The organism is Terriglobus roseus, from assembly GCF_900105625.1.
In the GTDB taxonomy this organism is placed as follows: domain Bacteria; phylum Acidobacteriota; class Terriglobia; order Terriglobales; family Acidobacteriaceae; genus Terriglobus; species Terriglobus roseus_B.
The window spans coordinates 3,571,809-3,590,063 of the sequence record NZ_FNSD01000001.1 but is presented as its reverse complement, the minus strand read 5'-3'; the positions used below and the strand labels follow the sequence as shown (position 1 = coordinate 3,590,063).

General features: G+C 61.3%; 17 protein-coding genes and 1 pseudogene. 7 read left to right on the top strand and 11 right to left on the bottom strand.

The window, feature by feature from the left end:
- Positions 1-17 precede the first annotated feature (17 nt).
- Genes BLW03_RS14945 through BLW03_RS14935 form a run of 3 tightly spaced genes read left to right on the top strand, consistent with a single transcriptional unit; the run spans position 18 to position 2,137 of the window.
- Positions 18-857, top strand: coding sequence for a hypothetical protein (locus tag BLW03_RS14945; RefSeq protein ID WP_074654779.1), 840 nt, complete (start codon positions 18-20; stop codon positions 855-857).
- A complete protein-coding gene (locus BLW03_RS14940; protein ID WP_074654778.1) occupies positions 854-1,585 on the top strand; it encodes a class I SAM-dependent methyltransferase in 732 nt (243 codons plus the stop codon). The genes BLW03_RS14945 and BLW03_RS14940 overlap by 4 nt, the downstream gene beginning before the upstream one ends.
- Before the next feature lie 3 nt (positions 1,586-1,588).
- Entirely contained in the window at positions 1,589-2,137 is a 549-nt protein-coding gene (locus BLW03_RS14935) for a SixA phosphatase family protein (protein ID WP_074654777.1), read from the top strand.
- Here BLW03_RS14935 and BLW03_RS14930 read toward each other — a convergent pair.
- Complete coding sequence (locus BLW03_RS14930; protein WP_074656052.1) at positions 2,089-3,678, bottom strand: Ppx/GppA phosphatase family protein; 1,590 nt, start codon at positions 3,676-3,678, stop codon at positions 2,089-2,091. The two genes, BLW03_RS14935 and BLW03_RS14930, sit on opposite strands and share 49 nt — an antisense overlap.
- 166 nt (positions 3,679-3,844) lie before the next feature.
- On the opposite strand from BLW03_RS14930, the gene BLW03_RS14925 reads away from it, so the two are divergent.
- The 3 genes and pseudogenes from BLW03_RS14925 to BLW03_RS14915 all read left to right on the top strand — a co-directional run bounded on the left by BLW03_RS14925 (position 3,845) and on the right by BLW03_RS14915 (position 8,331).
- Positions 3,845-5,710: an ArnT family glycosyltransferase gene (locus BLW03_RS14925; RefSeq protein WP_074654776.1), complete on the top strand. Its 1,866-nt coding sequence runs from the start codon at positions 3,845-3,847 to the stop codon at positions 5,708-5,710.
- Between the two features lie 48 nt (positions 5,711-5,758).
- Positions 5,759-6,478: pseudogene (locus tag BLW03_RS21365) on the top strand (ArnT family glycosyltransferase); the annotation flags it as partial.
- 1,286 nt (positions 6,479-7,764) lie between these two features.
- Entirely contained in the window at positions 7,765-8,331 is a 567-nt protein-coding gene (locus BLW03_RS14915; RefSeq protein WP_212733205.1) for a DUF4256 domain-containing protein, read from the top strand.
- Here BLW03_RS14915 and BLW03_RS14910 read toward each other — a convergent pair.
- From BLW03_RS14910 to BLW03_RS14900, 3 genes are read right to left on the bottom strand one after another with little or no spacing between them, the layout of a single operon-like run.
- Positions 8,328-9,548: a glycosyltransferase gene (locus tag BLW03_RS14910; protein ID WP_244502105.1), complete on the bottom strand. Its 1,221-nt coding sequence runs from the start codon at positions 9,546-9,548 to the stop codon at positions 8,328-8,330. The genes BLW03_RS14915 and BLW03_RS14910 overlap by 4 nt on opposite strands.
- 14 nt (positions 9,549-9,562) lie before the next feature.
- Positions 9,563-9,958, bottom strand: coding sequence for a MerR family transcriptional regulator (locus BLW03_RS14905; RefSeq protein WP_074654773.1), 396 nt, complete (start codon positions 9,956-9,958; stop codon positions 9,563-9,565).
- A gap of 15 nt (positions 9,959-9,973) precedes the next feature.
- Positions 9,974-10,417 (bottom strand): GNAT family N-acetyltransferase, encoded by a 444-nt coding sequence (locus tag BLW03_RS14900; RefSeq protein WP_074656050.1) that lies wholly within the window; start codon positions 10,415-10,417, stop codon positions 9,974-9,976.
- Between the two features lie 78 nt (positions 10,418-10,495).
- Here BLW03_RS14900 and BLW03_RS14895 point away from each other — a divergent pair, with 78 nt between their 5' ends.
- Complete coding sequence (locus BLW03_RS14895) at positions 10,496-11,536, top strand: SDR family NAD(P)-dependent oxidoreductase (protein ID WP_074654772.1); 1,041 nt, start codon at positions 10,496-10,498, stop codon at positions 11,534-11,536.
- Between the two features lie 61 nt (positions 11,537-11,597).
- On the opposite strand, the gene BLW03_RS14890 is transcribed toward BLW03_RS14895, so the two are convergent.
- From BLW03_RS14890 to dnaK, 7 genes are all read right to left on the bottom strand, one after another.
- Positions 11,598-12,812, bottom strand: coding sequence for a DnaJ C-terminal domain-containing protein (locus BLW03_RS14890; protein ID WP_074654771.1), 1,215 nt, complete (start codon positions 12,810-12,812; stop codon positions 11,598-11,600).
- A gap of 59 nt (positions 12,813-12,871) precedes the next feature.
- Positions 12,872-13,849 (bottom strand): Fpg/Nei family DNA glycosylase, encoded by a 978-nt coding sequence (locus tag BLW03_RS14885; RefSeq protein WP_074654770.1) that lies wholly within the window; start codon positions 13,847-13,849, stop codon positions 12,872-12,874.
- Positions 13,850-14,000: 151 nt separating this feature from the next.
- Positions 14,001-14,675, bottom strand: a complete 675-nt coding sequence (locus BLW03_RS14880) for a carbonic anhydrase (protein ID WP_083350748.1) — start codon at positions 14,673-14,675, stop codon at positions 14,001-14,003.
- A 161-nt stretch (positions 14,676-14,836) separates the two neighbouring features.
- Positions 14,837-15,247: a hypothetical protein gene (locus BLW03_RS14875; RefSeq protein ID WP_139285220.1), complete on the bottom strand. Its 411-nt coding sequence runs from the start codon at positions 15,245-15,247 to the stop codon at positions 14,837-14,839.
- Between the two features lie 73 nt (positions 15,248-15,320).
- On the bottom strand, positions 15,321-15,635 hold the full coding sequence (locus BLW03_RS14870) for an L-rhamnose mutarotase (protein ID WP_074654767.1): 315 nt from the start codon (positions 15,633-15,635) through the stop codon (positions 15,321-15,323).
- Between the two features lie 73 nt (positions 15,636-15,708).
- The gene (locus BLW03_RS20665) at positions 15,709-15,879 is read right to left on the bottom strand and encodes a hypothetical protein (protein ID WP_170835046.1); all 171 of its coding nucleotides are present in this window, start codon (positions 15,877-15,879) and stop codon (positions 15,709-15,711) included.
- A 409-nt stretch (positions 15,880-16,288) separates the two neighbouring features.
- Positions 16,289-18,199 carry a molecular chaperone DnaK gene (gene dnaK / locus BLW03_RS14865; RefSeq protein ID WP_074654766.1) on the bottom strand — a complete coding sequence of 637 codons (1,911 nt, stop codon included), beginning with the start codon at positions 18,197-18,199 and terminating at the stop codon, positions 16,289-16,291.
- Between the last annotated feature and the right edge of the window lie 56 nt (positions 18,200-18,255).

Genomic DNA, 18,255 nt, shown 5'->3' with positions numbered 1-18,255 from the left:
CTCGGTAGACTTGAAGTGTGGCAACCGCACTTATCGCCGCGCAGCAGACGGGTTCGAAGGCGCGGTCACCGCTTGCCCTTTGGCATCTGCTGAGCCTGGATGCACCCACAGTCGCTGCGATCTGGACTGTCTATCTGGCACGCTGCTTCGGTGTGGCATTGCCCTGGACAGCGCCGGCAGCTCTTGCGGTTGCGGTCTGGATGCTCTATGCGGCAGACCGCGTGGCCGACGCAGCACGCGGTACCGATCTGCGCGAGCGCCACCACTTTCACCAGGTCCACCGCCATGCCTTCCTTGGCGCCATGCTGGGCGCGGTCCCAGTGTTGGCGTTTTTGCTGATCCTGATGCCCGGAACGCTTCGCCTCGCATGGATGCTGCAGGCGTTACCCCTTGCTGGTTATGTCGCGGCAGTGCACGCATGGCGCCTGCCACGCGTGCCGAAGGAACATCTGGTCGGCATCTTCTTCGCAGTCACCTGTTTCATGCCGGCGTTGCTCGTTGATCCACCGGCTGTGACGATCGTCGCAATGGTGCTCTTCGGGGCGCTGTGCTGGCTGAACTGCGCCGCTCTTGCGCGATGGGAGAGCACGCCAAGGACTGCGATGGATGCCGGCACTGCGTGGGCATCGCAGCATCTGCAGATCGCCTGCCTCGCACTCGCAGCCGTTGCAGGCATAAGTCTGCTTGCAATGCATTTAGCGGCAATCGCCGTGCCCCTTGCCCTGGCCTGCATTGCGCTGGCTTTACTGGACAGGTTGTGTCGGCATTGGAATCCTGTACATCTTCGTGCGCTGGCGGATGCGGCACTCCTCACACCAGTGCTCACCTGGCCATTGCTGCATCTGCTCTCTCGATGAGCGGCTTCGATCGCCTTTCAAGGCCCTACCGGTGGATGGAATACCTTTCCTTCGGCCGCGCACTCGAGCGGTGCCGATTTTACTTCCTGCCGCAACTCGCCAGCACGCGACATGCCCTGCTGCTGGGCGATGGCGACGGCCGCTTCGCAGAACGCTTGCTACGCGCACTGGTCGATCACGGTGCGCCCAGTTCCAAAGCGGGTGATCCAAGTCTCGCCCAGGAGACGCGGCCTCCAAAAGCCAGACGAGTCGTAGCCGTCGACAGCAGCGCAGCGATGCTCGCGCTGCTTCGATCACGCTGTGCTTTCGCTGACAACCTGCTCGCAACATACGTCGCCGATCTTTCGCAAGGCATGCCGGATGTGCTCCGAGGAGAGCACTTCGACCTGATCACGACACACTTCTTCCTCGACTGCCTCACGACCGAAGAGGTGAAGCGGCTCGTGGCAGACGTACGCCCCCGCATGACCGCGGATGCGCGGTGGATCATCTCAGAGTTTGCAGTGCCAACACGCGGTGCGATGCGGCTCCCCGCGTGGATCGTCGTGCGCGGTCTCTACCTCAGCTTTCGCTTGCTTACGGGCCTGAGGGCACAACAACTGCCGGACTATCGAAGCGCCCTGTCGGCATACGGACTGGTCTTGCAGGATCAGACCGTAATGCTGGGCGGCTTGCTTACGGCCGAGCTGTGGCGCTGTGAGGTACGGCCGGAACCGCTAGAATCGTAGGTGATGAATCTCTACATGCTTCGACATGCATCGGCTGGCCAGCGGCGTTCCAACCCCGTGCTGGACGTGAAGCGCCCGCTGGATAAGGCAGGCAAGCGCGACTGCCTGCTCCTGGGCAATACCCTGTCATCGATGAATGTGAGCTTCGACCTCATCGTCAGCAGTCCACTCAAGCGCAGCCTGCAGACCGCGTCACTCGTCGGCACGGAGACCGGCTACGAGCAGAAGATTCTTCTATCGGACGCGCTTGCACCATCCGCCACCTTCGCACAGTTCGAGAAGCTGCTGGTGGAATGCGCCGGGCACGAGTCACTGCTCGTCGTCGGGCACAGTCCCAACCTTGTGCAGTACCTGGGTCTGCTGATGCAGCCCGCGCAGCCGACCACCGCGAGCCGGCCGCCAGCCAGCGTCCGCCTGCGTAAGGGCGGCATTGCAAGGCTGAACCTTGAGCGCGGCGCCGCCACGCTGCAGTGGATGCTGGATCCGCGCGTGGTGCGTACGCTCTACGCCAACTCGACGATCAGGTCGCGCCGGAAGATCTCCCGGAAGTAAGCGGCTTCCTTCTTCAACATCCAGCGCTCCAGCTCGGCGCCGTTCTTGCCGGCGTGAAGCTCTACCAGCACGCGCTTGGGATATACGCGAACTGCTACCTGCAGCGCTTCTGTCGCACGGTTCTGATTGAGCGCTACGGCCAGTCGCAGCAGCACAATGGCGCGACCGACATTCGAATGCTCTTCCACGGGAATGCTGCGCATGGGGCGATCCATCGGGTCTGGACGACTCTTGCCCAGGTAACGTGCGATGGCGCTCATGGTCGTACGCTCACCGGATGAGAAGCCGAAGATCTCTGAGTTCTCGATGATGTACTGCGTGTGCCGGTGATGGCCCTGGTGGTTCATGAACTTGCCCACCTCGTTCATCATGGCTGCGGCACTCAGAAGCTCGCGATACTCCTCAGGCAGACCATGCACGCGCTCGGTAGCGTCGAAGAGTCGCACCGCATCCGCGCGTACCGAGTCGGCACGCTTGGGATCGATGTTGTAACGGCGGCAGACCTCAAGCACGCCCTCCCACCGCTCCTGCTCGACAGCCTTATGGACCGACGCACGCTCGTCTGAGTCCGAGAGCATCTGCGCGAGGATGCCGTCGCGTAGACCCAGCGGTGAGTAGCGGAATCCCTTGAGGTGCAGTCGCTCCAGGATGTCGGCATATACGAACGCGCCGCCAATGATGATCTCGCTGCGCTTCGGTCCAATGCCCGGAATCACAAGGCGCTCGCTGTTCTTCATCTTGACGAGTTTGTTGGCCAGGCGGCGAACGGAAGCCGTATCCGTCTCCAGTGGGACGATCTTCGTGGAGACGCGCCGTGCGATGGTCGATTTCTTCACCATCTTGGCAGCTTTGGCGAGTGCCTTTGGCAACATGCTTGGGTGCTTGCTCGCCTCTGCCAGGGCAGCTGCCGCACCGGAGGTTGCAATCACCAGCGGCGCGCCAGGCTTTCCCATCTTGCGTTCCAGCTTGCGCATCTCGCGATCGATGTAGCTGTGGAGCTGGCTCTGCTGATCGGCCGTTGGCGGGTCGTTGTGCAGGAACTCCTGCTGCAGACGCACGGAACCAAGCGGCAGTGAAACCATGCTCTGAATGCGTCCGCCATCGGACAGGGTGACCTCGCACGATCCGCCCCCAAGGTCGATGAGGACACAGCGGCCTCGGGCTCCGGGCTCATGCGTGACCACGCCCAAGTGGATCAGACGCCCCTCTTCAAGACCAGAGATGACCTCGACAACCCATCCGGTCGCGGACTTCACCCAGGCAATAAAGGCGGCGGCATTGCGCGCATCGCGCATGGCGGACGTCGCGACAACACGCACACGATCCACAGGCTGCGCCTGCACAGACTTCTGAAATCGCTTCAGCGCGCGGATGGTGTTGGCCATCGCATCGGGGGAGATTTCACCCGTTTCGAAGACACTGTCGCCCAGGCGGACAACTTCTCTGTCCTCGTGGAATCCCTTTACTTTGTGCTGTTCCACCGTGGCAATGGCGAGCCGGCAAGAATTGGACCCGATGTCGATTGCTGCAAAAGTGGGCAACGCTTCCTCCTGCACTGGGTGTACGGCGACCTCCGCCGGCGCTTCCGGGTGCAACATCTGCACTCTACACGATGTAGCTATGACGCGAATCAGCATGAAACTTCGCGTACGACATTGCATCTTCATGCTGTACACAGAAAGCATCGCGAGGCGTCGAACCAACAGAATGTCCAGCACCGCACAGATAGCATCGACCCCGGCGGTGACGGCTGCGGCCAGCTCCACGCCCGCCCGCAGGCATGTGCTTCTTCTGGTTGTTCTCTGGATTGCAGTCTACGCAGCAGCGCTCTTTGCTCCACCGCTGCTGGATGATGCCGACGCCACGCATGCGAGTGCCGCGCGCAACATTCTTCTGACGCACGACTTCGTTACCCTGCGCGTCGATGGCATTCGGTACCTGGAAAAAGCGCCACTGCCCTACTGGCTTGTGGCCGGGGTCTTCCGAATCTTTGGCTTCAATGCGTTCGCTGTCCATCTGCCCCAGGCGTTGGGCGTCCTGTTACTGGCACTGCTGGCGTACCGCTGGGCGCGCCGTGCGTGGAACGAACGCACCGCGCTGTATGCGGGACTGATGGTCCTTACGTCGGTCGGCGTCTTCCTCTTTACGCGCGTTTTCATCCCGGAAGTGCTGCTGAGCCTGTTTCTCGCGGCCACGCTCTATGCCGTACAGCGAGGCCTCGAAGAAAGAAGTCCTAGACACATCTACGCGGCATGGGCATTCCTCGCCCTTGCAGTGCTTACCAAGGGATTGATCGCCATCGTCTTCGTTGGCGGCGCGCTGATGCTCTATGCCACGATCATGGCTGAGTGGAGGCGCTGGCGCGAGCTTCGACTGGTCACCGGCACGCTGCTGTTCCTGGCCATCGCAGCCCCCTGGCACATCCTTGCGGGGTTGCGGAACACCGGCGCGTACGGCGGCCATGGCTTCTTCTGGTTCTACTTTGTCAATGAACACTTCATGCGTTTCCTGGGTCGCCGCATCCCGCATGACTACAACAAACTGCCGGGTGGCCTGTACTGGCTGCTGCACCTGGCATGGCTCTTCCCATGGAGCCTCTTCTTCCCGGCCGGCTTTGCTGTTGCGTGGCTGCGCCGTGGCCGTTTTTCGGGCCTGCGGCATACCTATGAAGGCCGCACGCTCCTGCTACTGACCAGCTTCGCAGCGTTGATCCTGGTGTTCTTTTCGATCTCGACCAACCAGGAGTACTACACGTTCCCGGCCTACCTGCCGCTTGCCGTACTGACCGCAGCAGGACTGACTGCGGCTGAGCGGCATGCACGCGTTCGTGGCTGGCTCACCGCTGCCCACGCGGCATTCGCAGTGCTTGGACTGGCCATTGCGGCGACACTCGCCTCGGGCCTATGGAGTTCTCGCCATCTGCCCTACGTCTCGGATATCGGCGCGCTGCTGGCTCACCGTGGTGTGGGCGACTACACGCTGTCCATGTCCCACTTCTTCGATCTCACGGGACCGTCCTTCGCCGCACTGCGACTGCCCGCCGCGCTGGCTGCGGTAGTCTTCGCGATTGGGCCAACGCTGGCGTGGTTCCTCCGCCGTCGCGGTCAGGCCGTGCAGAGCACCATTGCGGTCGCGCTCACCTCCGGCGTTTTCCTGATTGCCGCACATATCGCGCTGATTCGTTTCGCACCCATGCTGTCTTCCGCTGCGCTGGCAGATACCTACATAGCTGCGGAACACAGTGGTGTGATCGAGCCAGGCACACAGTTGATGCTTTATGGCGACCAGGCATATGGCTCCACACTGCCCTTCTACACCGGACGCATCGTGCCCCTTGTGGAAGGACGCTCGACGTCCATGTGGTTCGGATCGACGTTCCAGGACGCGCCGCCCATCTTCCTTTCCAACGCCGACCTCACCGGCAACTGGGGGAAAGGTCCGCGCAAGGTCTTGTTTGTGCCGGAGGAGAAGCGCCAGGTCGTGGACCGGCTGCTGGGCACACGCGGGATCATCATGTCCGAAGTCTCCGGCAAGGCTCTCATCACGGATCGTCCGTTGCATCCGCAGAATTAACCTCACACACAGGATCGACTTGCGCACCACACGTCTGTTGCCGTACAGATGAAGGCACTGATGTCCTTTTCTTCCAGCCTCGAATCACCCATCACCACCGCGCCCGCTCGACAACTCCGCCGCCGCTCTCTCGCGGTCCTGGTTTGTGTGTGGCTTGTGCTGCACCTCGGCTGCCTGTTTACCCCCGGCCTGCTCGATGATGTCGACAGCATCTATATTGAAGTGGCGCGCGAGATGCTGCAGCGCCACGACTACGTCACGCCCTACGTCGACGGCATACGCTTCTTTGACAAGCCACCCCTGATGTACTGGATGGCAGCCGCCGGCATGAAGATCTTTGGCCCCTATGACTGGGCCGCACGTCTGCCGCTGTCCCTCGCGGTACTCGGACTCTTCCTCGCCGTCTATGCCCTGGGCCGCAGGTTATTCGGCGAGCGAGGAGGCTTCTACGCAGCGCTCGCCATGGCGACCAGCCTGGGCCCGTACCTCTTCACACGCTTCTACATTCCGGACATCCTTAACGCTCTGTGGATGACGCTTGGCGTGCACTTGTTCCTCATCGCACTCGACCACGCGCAGGCGGGAAAGGCCACTGCGGCACGTTGGGCAACATTGGCCTTCGCCGCAGTGATGGCGCTCAATCTGTTGACGAAGGGCCTGATCGGAATCGTCTTTCCCATCGGCTTCGTGGTGCTGTACGCACTGCTGACCAAGCAGACGCGCCGCATGGTGAGCCTGCCCCTCTTCAGCGCGCTGGCCATGTTTGCAGCGATCGCTCTGCCGTGGCACGTGCTTGCCGCATTACGGAATCCTGCCATCGCCATGCCCGCAGGCACCGGCCTCCCGGAGCACGCTGGATGGTTCTGGTTCTACATCATCAATGAGCACTTCATGCGGTTCCGCGGCCTGCGCATTCCGCATGACTACGGCCAGGTGCCCATCCCGCTCTTCTGGCTGATGTTCTTCCTGTGGCTCATGCCGTGGGTTGCTTTCCTGCCCGCAGCATGGACGCAGTATGCGCGGCTGTGGCGCGACCGCTCCCTGGACAACAGCAAGCGCAAGCAGGCCGCACTGACAGTATTGCTGTGGAGCGGCATGGTGCTTGGCTTCTTCACACTCTCCTCGCGGCAGGAGTATTACTCGCTGCCTGCGCTCCCCGCGCTGGCGCTGATGGCTGGTGGTGTCGTCGCCGGTGCAGAGCATGGCGATGCAGGATTGCGACGCAACATTCTTCGCGCCAGCACATGGTTCCTGCTGCCACTCTGCACGGTGATCGCCGTCATCTGCGGCGTCTTCGGCATCATCTCGCCGTCAGCACCAGCGGGTGCCGACATTTCGCAACTGCTCACAAGCAATCCCGACCAGTACAACCTGGCCCTCGGCCATCTGCATGACCTGACGACCCGCGCCATGGGCTTCTTCCGCGCACCCTTGCTGGGCATGGCTGTCTGCATGCTCGGCGTTGGGCCCATCGCCTGGTGGCTGCGCCGAAACGGCAACCGGCGCAATGCCAATCGCGAACGTACCGCGAATTCCGTGCTCGCCGTCAGCATGTGCGGTGTCCTGTTGTGCGTGCACGCCGGCCTTGCACGCTTCTATCCCATCATTGGATCGAAGGGATTGGGGACGCAGCTGGCCACGGTGGTAAAGCCGGAGGACGCCGTTATGCTGGACGGAGAACTCACCAGCGGATCGACGATCCTCTTCTACACACGGCACCCGCTGCAACTGGTGAATGGCCGCGTCAACGGACCGTGGTTTGGTTCGTTTTGGCCCGACGCGCCACACATCTTCGAAGACGAGGCCAGCCTGCACCGCGCATGGGCGAGCCCGCAACGCGTGTACCTGCTGACCTATGAGAAGCCGCGCATCGCGGACCTGCAGAGATTCGCGCCGGTGCGCATCTTCGCCTCCTCCGGAGGCAAGATGATTCTCACCAACAAGCCCTGAGGCGGGAGAAGTTTGCCGTTGCCTGTGCGATGTCGGGGTGATATTCCATTGCCTGACGGCGTTGCGATGCACCTCGGAGAATGACGCGGTCAGAGGACGGAGCCGTGCCCGCAGGAAAGCTTTCGAAGAAGCAACAGGACGCACTCCTCGCGATCCTGAAAGATCGTTTTACAAAGCATGAGGCGCGCCACAAAGGACTCAGCTGGGCCGATGTCCAGGTAAGACTCGAAGCCCAGCCGGAAGCGTTGCGGTCCCTGAGCGCGATGGAAGCTTCGGGCGGAGAGCCTGATGTCATCGGCCAGGACGCGGACTCCGCGCAGTACATCTTCTGCGATTGCTCGGCGGAGAGCCCGGAGGGACGCAGAAACATCTGCTACGACCCCAGGGGTTACGAGAAAAGAAGGGACGAAGGCCTTCCCGTTTCAGGCAGCGCGCTTGGCATGGCCGCAGAGATGGGAATTGAGGTGCTGGATGAAGAACACTACGGGCTGCTGCAGTCTCTGGGAAGCTTCGACACCAAATCCCAGAGCTGGCTCAAGACACCCTCAGAGGTCGCGAAACTGGGTGGAGGCATCTTTGGAGATCGCCGCTTCGGTCGCGTGTTTGTGTATCACAACACGCCACAGTCGTTCTATCGCGCCAGGGGGTTTCGCGGCATGCTCAAGGTCTAAGGCTGCGCTCCGTCCGCCTTCAACGTGCCGTCCGGCATGATGCGGAACCTGGTGCCGTGATAGCTGGTGTCCGCGGGCAGATAGCTGCTGCACCAGACGATGAATCCCAGCAGGTCGCGCAGTGGATAGATCAGCGTCTGAAATGCCACGTCCTCAGCGCCCAGCACGCGCAGCATGGTAAACGCCTGCAGCATACGGTTGACGATTGCAATGGCAAGGAACGCAAACGCTGCGCCCCAATGCGCTCGCGCCGCCTCCACTGCAAATCCGAGCAGACCAAATGGCATGGCAAACGTCAATCCTGTTCCAAGATGTCCCGCGGGCCGCGAGCGCCGCGTGCTCTGCATCCACCGCAGTTGATCGCGAAACGACCGGACCACACCTTGGTCCGCCACAATCAGCTTGATCACATGCGTGGACATCTCCACGCCACGGCCCGCGTGAGCGAGCCGATTGCCCAGCACGAAGTCCTCCGCCCAGTGATTTCCAAGATCGGCATAACCGCCACCATCGGCGAAGGTCCTTTTCTGGAGAACCATGGTCACGCCCAGCGCGAAATCTGTGCCGCTGAGCATGTCGGCGACCAGCACGCCGGACCCCATTTCGACCGTCTTCCCGACGGCGTCGAGTCGTGTGAAGAGGCCACCCTTGTCCACGTGACCGATGTAAAGGCACGATGCCAGTTCAACCTGTCTTCCCTTGACGGTGTGACCCGGTGCAAGCGCCTGGACACACTGCAGCAGGTAGTCCGGAGACACGCGTGCATCGGCGTCGCTTGTTACCAGGTGCGGGTAGGCCGCGCCCTCACTCATCACACCCAGTGAGAACATCTTGGGGTTGGGGTACAGCGGCTCGCCACAGGCGAAATACCGTACCGGCTGATTCGGATAGCGCTGCGCAATCGAATGCGCGAGCTGGATGCCCTCATCCTGAAGGTGGCGCGCGCAGAAGAGAATCTCATAGGGCGCCGGATAGTCCTGCTGAAAGAAACTTTCAATGCTCGTCTCCAGACCAGGCTGCGTGCCGTGCAATGGCTTCAGCAGGCTGATGGGCGGAGTAAAGGTCGCGGGAGTACGAAGTGAGACTACTCGGCGGCGATGGAAGCGTAGCGCCGCCGCAAGCGCAAGGCCGCAGAAGACGAGCGATGTCACGGTCCCGAGAACGGCGGTCCAGAAAAGCACATCGCCCAGGTGCATGGGAGTGGCGGCAGCAAGCATCAGGTGACACATGATCAACGCTTGCGGACCGTCTTACCAACCACGACGGTGCGTTTCATCGGCACCAGTCCCGCCTCGGACCGTGGCGGTTGCTGCATGCGGCTCAACATCTCGTCCCGCATGTAGCTGACGAAGTTCTGCATGTCGCTGTTCATCTGCTCCATGCGTTCCCGCATCTGCAGGATGATGGCGATCCCGGCAATATTCACGCCAAGATCGCGCGCCAGATTCAGGATGAACTCCAGCCGCTCCAGGTCTTCGTCGGTATACAGGCGCGTGTTGCCCTCAGACCGCGATGGGCGCAGAAGTCCTTCACGCTCATACAGCCGCAACGTCTGCGGATGAATGGCGTACATCTCTGCCACGGCAGAGATCATGTAGGCGCCTTTGCTGCGTCGCTTGGTAGCCATAGCGTTTGCTCTGCCCTATCTTACTGGTTTGGCTGCCCGTGTCGTTCGATCAATGACCAGGTCCATGCCGATCGAACCCGGTGCAGTGGGACGAAAACCGAATTGCGCATAGAGCCTGTGAGCCTCACCATCCGCCAGGAGATTGACGAATGACCCGGCGGGAACGTTTTCATGAAGATATGCCACGATGCGACTCACCAGCGCTTTGCCCAGACCGCGCGCCTGATGATCGGGATGCACCGCAATATCCGAGACCTGAAAACAAAGCCCTCCGTCTCCGACAACGCGTCCCATCCCCACCACTTTGCCCGCATGTCTTACGAGGACACCAAAGATCGTTCGCGGCAATCCCGCAGTAGCGGCCTCGATGCTGCGCGGCGACATGCCGGCATCAACCCGAAGCTGGCAGAACGTCACCGGGTCCGGCACTTCTTCGAACAGGCTGTACTCGTGGTGCACAGTCACCTACTTTGTCAGGACAGGAATCGTTTTGCCGATGCAGCAACAGCCGCGTCTTCATCGTGCGTCCTACTAAGCATGATCGCAAAGGTTTTAACGTTAGGCACAAAGGCCACATGGTGGGCAGCCAAGCGCACGGCGCGCGGCTATCGCACGGAGACATCCATCGCATTGGGCCTGCTGGGCGCAGCGATCACAGCGAACGAGGCCTATAAAGCGAAGCAGCGAGCCACTGCGATGTGCGGCAAGATCGTCGTTGTGATGGGCGGTAGCCGAGGCCTGGGACTGGAGATCGCGAGGCAGTTCGGTCTCGGCGGCGGACACCTTGTCCTGGTTTCACGCAACGAAGAGGAACTGCGCAATGCGCTGGGCAAACTGCAGGCGGAGGGTGCTATCCCCAATGGCGCTGCAGCCCACATTGTCGTCGCAGACGTCTCCAGGCAGGAAGACTGCGAGCGCGCCATCGCAAGCGCAATGGAACGCTTCGGTCGCGTGGATGTGCTGATAAATTGTGCCGCTGTCATGCAGGTTGCGCCCTTTGAGGATATGACCACCGAGGCCTTCCACAAGGCGATGGACATCAACTTCTTCGGCGCCCTCTATGCCATCCAGGCGGTGGTGCCGCACATGCTGCAGCGTGGTTCGGGCAACATTGTGAACATTGCCAGCGTAGGCGGCAAGATCGCCGTGCCGCACATGCTGCCCTATGTTGCCAGCAAGTTTGCGCTGGTGGGCTTCAGCGAAGGTCTTCATGCCGAGCTGCGGCACAAAGGCATCCGCGTTACGACAGTCTGCCCGGGTCTGATGCGCACGGGTGCCGAGAGCGGGGTCAAGTTCGCCGGCAATGCGGAGAAAGAATATGCGTGGTTCAAATTTGGAGCAGAGGCTCCATTGGTCTCTATCAGTGCGCGCGCCGCAGCTCGCAAGATCTTTGCAGCCACCGTCGCCGGTAAGGCGGAGATCACCATTACGCCGCAGGCATGGCTGGGTGCGCGCGCGGTCGGGCTCGCTCCGAACTTCTCACAACAGTTCGCTGCAGCGGTGAATCACCTCGGCCTGCCCGCGGCCAACGGCAACCGCGATACCACGACGGGCGCCGAGATCGAAGCAAAGCAATAGCAACAGATAGGGTGCCCGATTCCTGCGCGAACCTTGCGCAGGAATCGGGCACCCTGCCTTGCTAGACCCTCGAGAACATCGCTTCGCGTGGGTCTTCCGGATTCAGCTTCGCCAACTCGCGCAGAATCTCCTTCGAACGCTCATCCTGGATCTTCGGCACAACGATCTGCACTTCGACGATCTGGTCGCCACGCAGACCTTCCGTTGCAGCCGAAGGGACACCCTTCTCACGCAGGCGCAGCTTCTGCCCGGTCTGTGTGCCAGGCGGGATCTTCAACTGCGCACGACCGTCGATAGTAGGTACGTCGATCTTCGTCCCAAGCGCCGCTTCGAAGGCCATGACGGGCACCGTCACACGGATGTCGTCAGCCGTTCGCGTGAAGACGGGATGCGATCCCGCCTTGATGATGAGGTACAGGTCACCGGCGGGCGCGCCCATACTGCCGGCATTGCCCTTGCCTGCCAAACGGATGCGCTGACCGTCGCGCGTGCCGGGCTTGATACGGAACTCAAGCGAGTCGCGGCGTGTCACGGTACCTTCGCCGTGGCATGTGGGGCATCCCTGCTGGATACGGCCCGAACCGCCGCAGCGCGGGCACTGCACGTTGAACTTCATGCGGCCGTTCATCTGCGTGACCTGGCCGGTGCCGTTGCATTGAGGACAGCTTTGCGGTGGTCCCACCACCCCCGCGCCCTTGCATGTCCCGCACGGCTCCTGCCGCGTGATCTCAATGCGCGTCGTGCCACCGCGAATCGCGGTCCAGAAATCGACTTCGACCTGGTATTCCAGATCGGTGCCGGCACGTGGGCCACGCTGCGCCTGCTGCCTTCCGCCCGCGGCGCCACCATTGAACATGCCGCCGAAGATATCGCGGAAGGACGAGCCAAAGCCACCGCCGCCCTGTTGCGAGGCTCCGCCACTAAAGTCGAAGCCGCCAAAATCAAACGGCACGCCGCCAGCGTCCGCGGATGGGCCCGCGCCGTAATTCGCGCCACCGCCGTAGCCGCCACGCGCCGCGGCCTCCGCTTGCGCAGGGTCGATGTTGTCAGAGTAGAAGCCGAGCTGATCGTAGATCTTGCGCTTCTTCTCGTCGCTCAGGACATCGTTGGCCTCAGAGATTTCTTTGAACTTCTCCTCGGACTTCTTGTCGTTCGGATTCACATCCGGGTGATACTTGCGCGCGAGCTTGCGGAAGGCCTTCCGGATCTCATCCGTCGTGGCAGTCTTCTTGATGCCAAGCGCGCCGTAGTAGTCCTTGCTGGGTGTGGGTGCCATGTCTTCTTACTAGATTAGATGAGTCTTCCCCACTCAGGGTTCCGATGTTGCAGAACAGATCACCGCCGCTTCGCTGCGGCCCGGCTGGCCCTGAGGCTGGTGCCCTGTCTCAGGGCGGAATCGTTCTCAGCGGCCGTGGTTCCCTGGTCCCTGGGGCACCAGTAGAGCGTGCGGCCCGCGACGTCTTTGCGCAGGATCGTTTCGCCGCAGACAAAGCAGGGCTTGCCGTGCCGGCGATAGACATAGTGCTCCTCGCCGCGCTCCGCCAGGGCCTTTTTGCTGGGCCGATCCTTGCGCTCCGTGCAGACGATTCGGCGATCGATCATGCCCGCCTTGAGCAGCGGAATCGAATCTTTCCAGATCTCTTTGAGACGTTTCAACGCCATCTCGTTTCCGGGCGTAAACGGGTTGATGCGATGCCGGAACAGGAGCTCCGCGCGGTAGATATTTCCGATGCCGGAGAGGATCGTCTGGTCCATCAACAGCTCGCCGATAGAGCTCTTTTTCGAGAGAATCTTATCGAATGCGCGCTTGGGATCGTCGTGTCCATTCGGCTCATCGGCCAGCGGATCGGGGCCAAGACGATCGAGCAAGGCCTGCCACTTCTTCGCGTCGTAGACAGAGCAGTCCGTGGGCCCACGCAGCTCCCACCAGTCAACATCCTCTGCGGGGAAGGGCTGCGTGCCGTCATCCTTCGCGCAGGTCAGGTTGTGCGGCTGCCCCTTCTGCGAACGCGATGCCTTGCCGCTATCCGCTCTCTGCATGACCGCGCGTAGCAGCCCCTTGGGCTCCGGCAGCGGACCACAACCCTCCGTAAAGTCGCCGAAACGACCCAGATGGACATGAAGATAAAGCTCTCCGGGAAACTCATAGCCAAGATGCTTACCCACCGCATGCACCTTCAGCAGCTTCTTTCCATCGACCAGATGCGCGTCACTGAAGCGGTGGTTCGGTCCCGGCAAAACATTCAGCTTGCGGCCTGCAAACGCGGCGGTATGACGCTCCGCCCATCGATGGACTTCATTGCCCTCTGGCATTCCTGTTCTCCAGATAAAAGAGACGAGGGAGAGCAGGCAAAGGGTGCATCCCCTGCCCACTCTCCCTCAGTGGAACCGCACAGGCCTTCACATCATCGAAGATCTTCGCGCCTTCTTGATCGCCACGAGTCATCAGCACACAGGTGACCGCTTACGATGCGAGAAGCTCCAGCCGTGGCGGTGCGACCGACGGCCTGAGCGTGGCGTCGGTCAGTGGCAGGAAGCGCCCGGACTCCGCGTCGTAGGTGTCGATGGAGCCGGTATGGATCTCATAGACCCAACCGAACAGTTGTAGCTGCCCACGGCTGGTGGCGTAGGCCACGGAGGGGTGCGTCTGCAGGTGCTGCAACTGCGTCAGCACATTGGCACGGGTCAGGGTGCGCAGGCGCTCCTTGGGGGTTGCGATGCTGTTGTCGCTCACGGGCGGCACCATCTGCATGGCGCTGGCACTGTGCTGAAGCCACTTATCGACGGTGGGCATCTGCGCGTGTTGCTTGCCGCTGAGAACCGCCTTCATGGCGCCGCAGTCAGAATGCCCGCAGACCACGATGTTCTGCACACCCAGTGCAAGTACGGCGTATTCGATCGTGGCGGTCACACCACCGTTCACCTCGCCGTAGGGCGGCACAATGTTGCCGGCATTGCGCGAGATGAAGAGCTCGCCGGGATCGCTCTGAAGGATCATGTCCGGCACGATCCGCGAATCGGAGCATGTCAGGAAGAGCGTCGACGGCTTTTGGCCGCTCTCCAGGCTCTTGAACAGGTTTGCGCGCTTCGGGAAAACCTCAATCTGGAACTTCTTGTAACCCTCTAACAAATTCTGCATCTGCTTCACTCCATTGCTGGTTCACTTCCCTGATGTTTCCAGACCAGTGTCTTCGCGCCGCAGTACTGTGCCTCTCACGGAAGGGAAGACAGTCGCACCGCTGGATACGCACGGCGAAAGCACGGCGCAACAGGCACTGACTCTGGATGGTGGGGAGGGGGTTACAGCGCTGGAGGAGCCCGGCCGCGGGAAGGCAGTGCATCGTACGAGATTGCAACCGCAGCATCGTCTGCAGGTGCGATCGATCCGCGCGCGGGTGATGGCGCGAGCAAAAAGCGTGGCGTGACCATCGCACCCAATGTGCTGATGGCAACCACGATTACTTCACGGGGACGCACGCCCCGTAAGGCGCGATCCGTGTCAGCGCCGTGGTGGTCCATCTCGGTCGTCATGCCACCGCGAGCGGACCGGCCATTCTGTCGTGTCGTGCGCGAGGTGCGCGTCCCGCCCGAACCGGAAGACGGCATCTGCTGGTGGTGAACCGTGGCATGCACCATCTTGTGCGGCGCCGCCATAGAGCACAGCCCAAGCACAAACAAAAGTAGCGCGCTCCACTCAATGCGCCGCTTCATGCCGTAATGGATAGAACCCTGCACAATAAAACCCTAGCATGCGTCCTGTGCGAATTCAGCGCAGAACCATTCTTTAGTCGAGATGGAAGACTTCCGTGAGGGGTTGCATCGCGTCGTCCGCCTTTGCGGACGAGTCGAAGAAGGGCAGCATCTCTGCCTGCCAGCGTTCATTCACTGGAAAGGCCTTCATGCCCTCGCGCGCGGCGTTGAAGTCTTGGACCTCGACGTAGCCGATCAGCGTGGAGTCCGGCCCAAGGAAGAGGGTGTAGTTCGTCCAGCCAGTGGCACGCAGGGCCTCCTGCATCTCAGGCCAGACGTTCTTATGCCGGTCCAGGTATTCGGGGAGCGTGGACTCGCGGAGTTTGAGGGTGAAGCAGACTCGTTGCATGCAGACCAGTCTACAAAGCATTGGGTCCCGGTGAGTGACTCACCGGGACCCAATACACTTTTGGAGGATCGCGTTAGTTCCAGACGTGCTGGATGGGCATAGGCTCGATGCGGAGGATGGTGTCCGGGCGGACGTCGTAGAGTTTGCGGGCGAAGTCTCTTGCCTGCTGTTCACTCTCGAAGATCGTCTTCTCGTGGAGCTTGCCCGCGATGTACTGTTCGCACTTCCAGATAACTGTATTCATGGCCTTCTCCTCCTTCGGACCCTTACCCTGCTCTGTTTACAAGTCTCGATACACGAAGGGCGCTCGATGCGCTTTGCGACTCTCGAGCGCCCCGTCGTGATTGCGATACGCATCGCCGATTGCAGCGGCGGTGTGATCATGCCGGTGAGCCAGTTGTGCCCGGCCGGACTAGGAAGAATCCGCTGATTGCAGCAGCGTTTCTCCTATCTATTTAGACACGATTTCTTACGTTTCGACTCGCACTTTCGTTCCAGCGAGCTACAACATTTGTTGCGGAGGAGGCCGGGCATAATGCTATGCCCGGCTCCACTTGTTGGGGTCTGCAGGCCTCGGCGTAAGGTCACGCATCGCGCGATCTCCACCTTAGCTTTCGCGAAGGTGGCACCCGCATTAGTGCCCCTCCCCGCGTTTACTTGTGGTCGACGTCTACGTACTCGGCGTCGATCACGCCCTCATCCTTCGGTGCTTCGGTGTGCGTACCGGCAGTAGCGTCTGCTTCACCGGTCGCGCCGGCCTGACCCGTCTTGTACATGGCCTCAGCAAGCTTGTGGCTTGCCGCGGTCAGACGTTCATTGGCTGCCTTCAGTTCGGTCGCGGAGGGCGATCCGGTCAGGGTCGTCTTTGCGTCGTTGAGAGCTTCCTCGACCTGCTGACGCTCGTCGCCGCTGATCTTGTCGCCGTTCTCCTTGAACATCTTGTCGACGTTGTAGACCATGCTGTCGAGCTGGTTCCGCGCTTCGATCTCCTCGCGCTTCTCCTTGTCCTCGCCCGCGTGTGCCTCGGCTTCCTTCGCCATGCGCTCGACCTCATCCTTGCTGAGACCCGAGGAGCTGGTGATGGTGATCTTCTGATCCTTGCCGGTGGCGTTGTCCTTTGCCGTCACGTTCAGGATGCCGTTTGCGTCGATGTCAAAGGTGACCTCGATCTGCGGCACACCGCGCGGTGCGGGAGGAATGCCACTCAGCTTGAACTTGCCGAGCGTACGGTTCTGCGAAGCCAGCGGACGCTCGCCCTGGATGACGTGGACTTCCACTTCCGTCTGCGAATCCGCAGCGGTGGAGAAGGTCTCCGTCTTCTTGGTGGGGATGGTCGTGTTGCGCGGGATCATGGCCGTTGCAACCGAGCCCATGGTTTCGATGGCCAGGGTCAGCGGGGTCACGTCGAGCAGCAGCAGATCCTTCACTTCGCCACCGAGAACGCCGCCCTGAACCGCGGCTCCGATCGCGACGACTTCATCCGGGTTCACACCCTTGTGCGGATCCTTACCGAAGAGCTCCTTGACCAGGGCCTGCATGCGGGGCATGCGGGTCTGGCCGCCGACGAGAACGACTTCATCGACCTTGGAGGCATCGATGCCGGCATCCTTCATCGCCTGCTTGCAGGGTCCGATGGACTTCTGCAGCAGATCTTCGACGAGCGACTCGAACTTTGCGCGGGTCAGCTTGACGACGAGGTGCTTCGGTCCGGTCGCGTCTGCGGTGATGAACGGCAGGTTGATCTCAGTCTCCATGGTTGTGGAGAGTTCGATCTTGGCGCGCTCAGCCGCATCGCGCAGGCGCTGCAGGGCCATTTCGTTGCCCTTGCCCTTCAGGTCCAGACCTTCCTGCTTGCGGAACTCGTCGATCAGGAACTCGACCAGGCGCTGATCCAGGTTGTCGCCGCCAAGGTGGGTATCACCATTGGTCGACTTCACCTCGATGACGCCTTCGCCGACTTCGAGCACGGACACGTCGAACGTACCGCCGCCGAAGTCATAGACCACGATGGTCTCGTCCTTCTTCTTGTCGAGACCGTAAGCGAGCGCAGCTGCCGTCGGCTCGTTAACGATACGCTTCACGTCGAGACCGGCGATCTTGCCGGCATCCTTCGTGGCCTGACGCTGGGAGTCGTTGAAGTACGCGGGGACAGTGATGACGGCTTCCGTGACGGACTGGCCGAGGTAGTCTTCCGCAGCCTTCTTCAACTTCTGCAAAATCATCGCGCTGATCTCGGGCGGCGTGTACTCCTTGCCCTGCGCGTCGATGTAGACGTTGTCGCCCTTGGTGACGACCTTGTACGGCACCATCTTCATCTCTTCATTCACTTCGTTCGGGCGACGGCCCATGAAGCGCTTGATGGAGTAAATGGTGTTTTCAGGATTGGTGATGGCCTGGCGCTTGGCGACCTGACCGACGAGGCGCTCGCCGCTCTTGGTGAAGGCAACGATGGACGGCGTGGTACGGCCACCCTCTTCGTTCGCGATAACCTTCGGCTCGCCGCCTTCCATGACGGACACGCAGCTGTTGGTGGTTCCCAGGTCGATTCCGATGATCTTGCCCATGTTGTGTTGCTCCTCCGGCGGCGCGATCTTGGTCGCGACCGCAATGTCCTGCGATT

Bases quoted from the DNA above. Each gene is read 5' to 3' on its own strand.
- BLW03_RS14940 (WP_074654778.1), top strand. From the start codon at position 854: ATGAGCGGCTTCGATCGCCTTTCAAGGCCCTACCGGTGGATGGAATAC.
- BLW03_RS14935 (WP_074654777.1), top strand. From the start codon at position 1,589: ATGAATCTCTACATGCTTCGACATGCATCGGCTGGCCAGCGGCGTTCC.
- BLW03_RS14925 (WP_074654776.1), top strand. From the start codon at position 3,845: ATGTCCAGCACCGCACAGATAGCATCGACCCCGGCGGTGACGGCTGCG.
- BLW03_RS14910 (WP_244502105.1), bottom strand. From the start codon at position 9,548: ATGCTTGCTGCCGCCACTCCCATGCACCTGGGCGATGTGCTTTTCTGG.
- BLW03_RS14905 (WP_074654773.1), bottom strand. From the start codon at position 9,958: ATGGCTACCAAGCGACGCAGCAAAGGCGCCTACATGATCTCTGCCGTG.
- BLW03_RS14895 (WP_074654772.1), top strand. From the start codon at position 10,496: ATGATCGCAAAGGTTTTAACGTTAGGCACAAAGGCCACATGGTGGGCA.
- BLW03_RS14890 (WP_074654771.1), bottom strand. From the start codon at position 12,812: ATGGCACCCACACCCAGCAAGGACTACTACGGCGCGCTTGGCATCAAG.
- BLW03_RS14885 (WP_074654770.1), bottom strand. From the start codon at position 13,849: ATGCCAGAGGGCAATGAAGTCCATCGATGGGCGGAGCGTCATACCGCC.
- BLW03_RS14880 (WP_083350748.1), bottom strand. From the start codon at position 14,675: ATGCAGAATTTGTTAGAGGGTTACAAGAAGTTCCAGATTGAGGTTTTC.
- BLW03_RS14875 (WP_139285220.1), bottom strand. From the start codon at position 15,247: ATGAAGCGGCGCATTGAGTGGAGCGCGCTACTTTTGTTTGTGCTTGGG.
- BLW03_RS14870 (WP_074654767.1), bottom strand. From the start codon at position 15,635: ATGCAACGAGTCTGCTTCACCCTCAAACTCCGCGAGTCCACGCTCCCC.
- BLW03_RS20665 (WP_170835046.1), bottom strand. From the start codon at position 15,879: ATGAATACAGTTATCTGGAAGTGCGAACAGTACATCGCGGGCAAGCTC.
- dnaK (WP_074654766.1), bottom strand. From the start codon at position 18,199: ATGGGCAAGATCATCGGAATCGACCTGGGAACCACCAACAGCTGCGTG.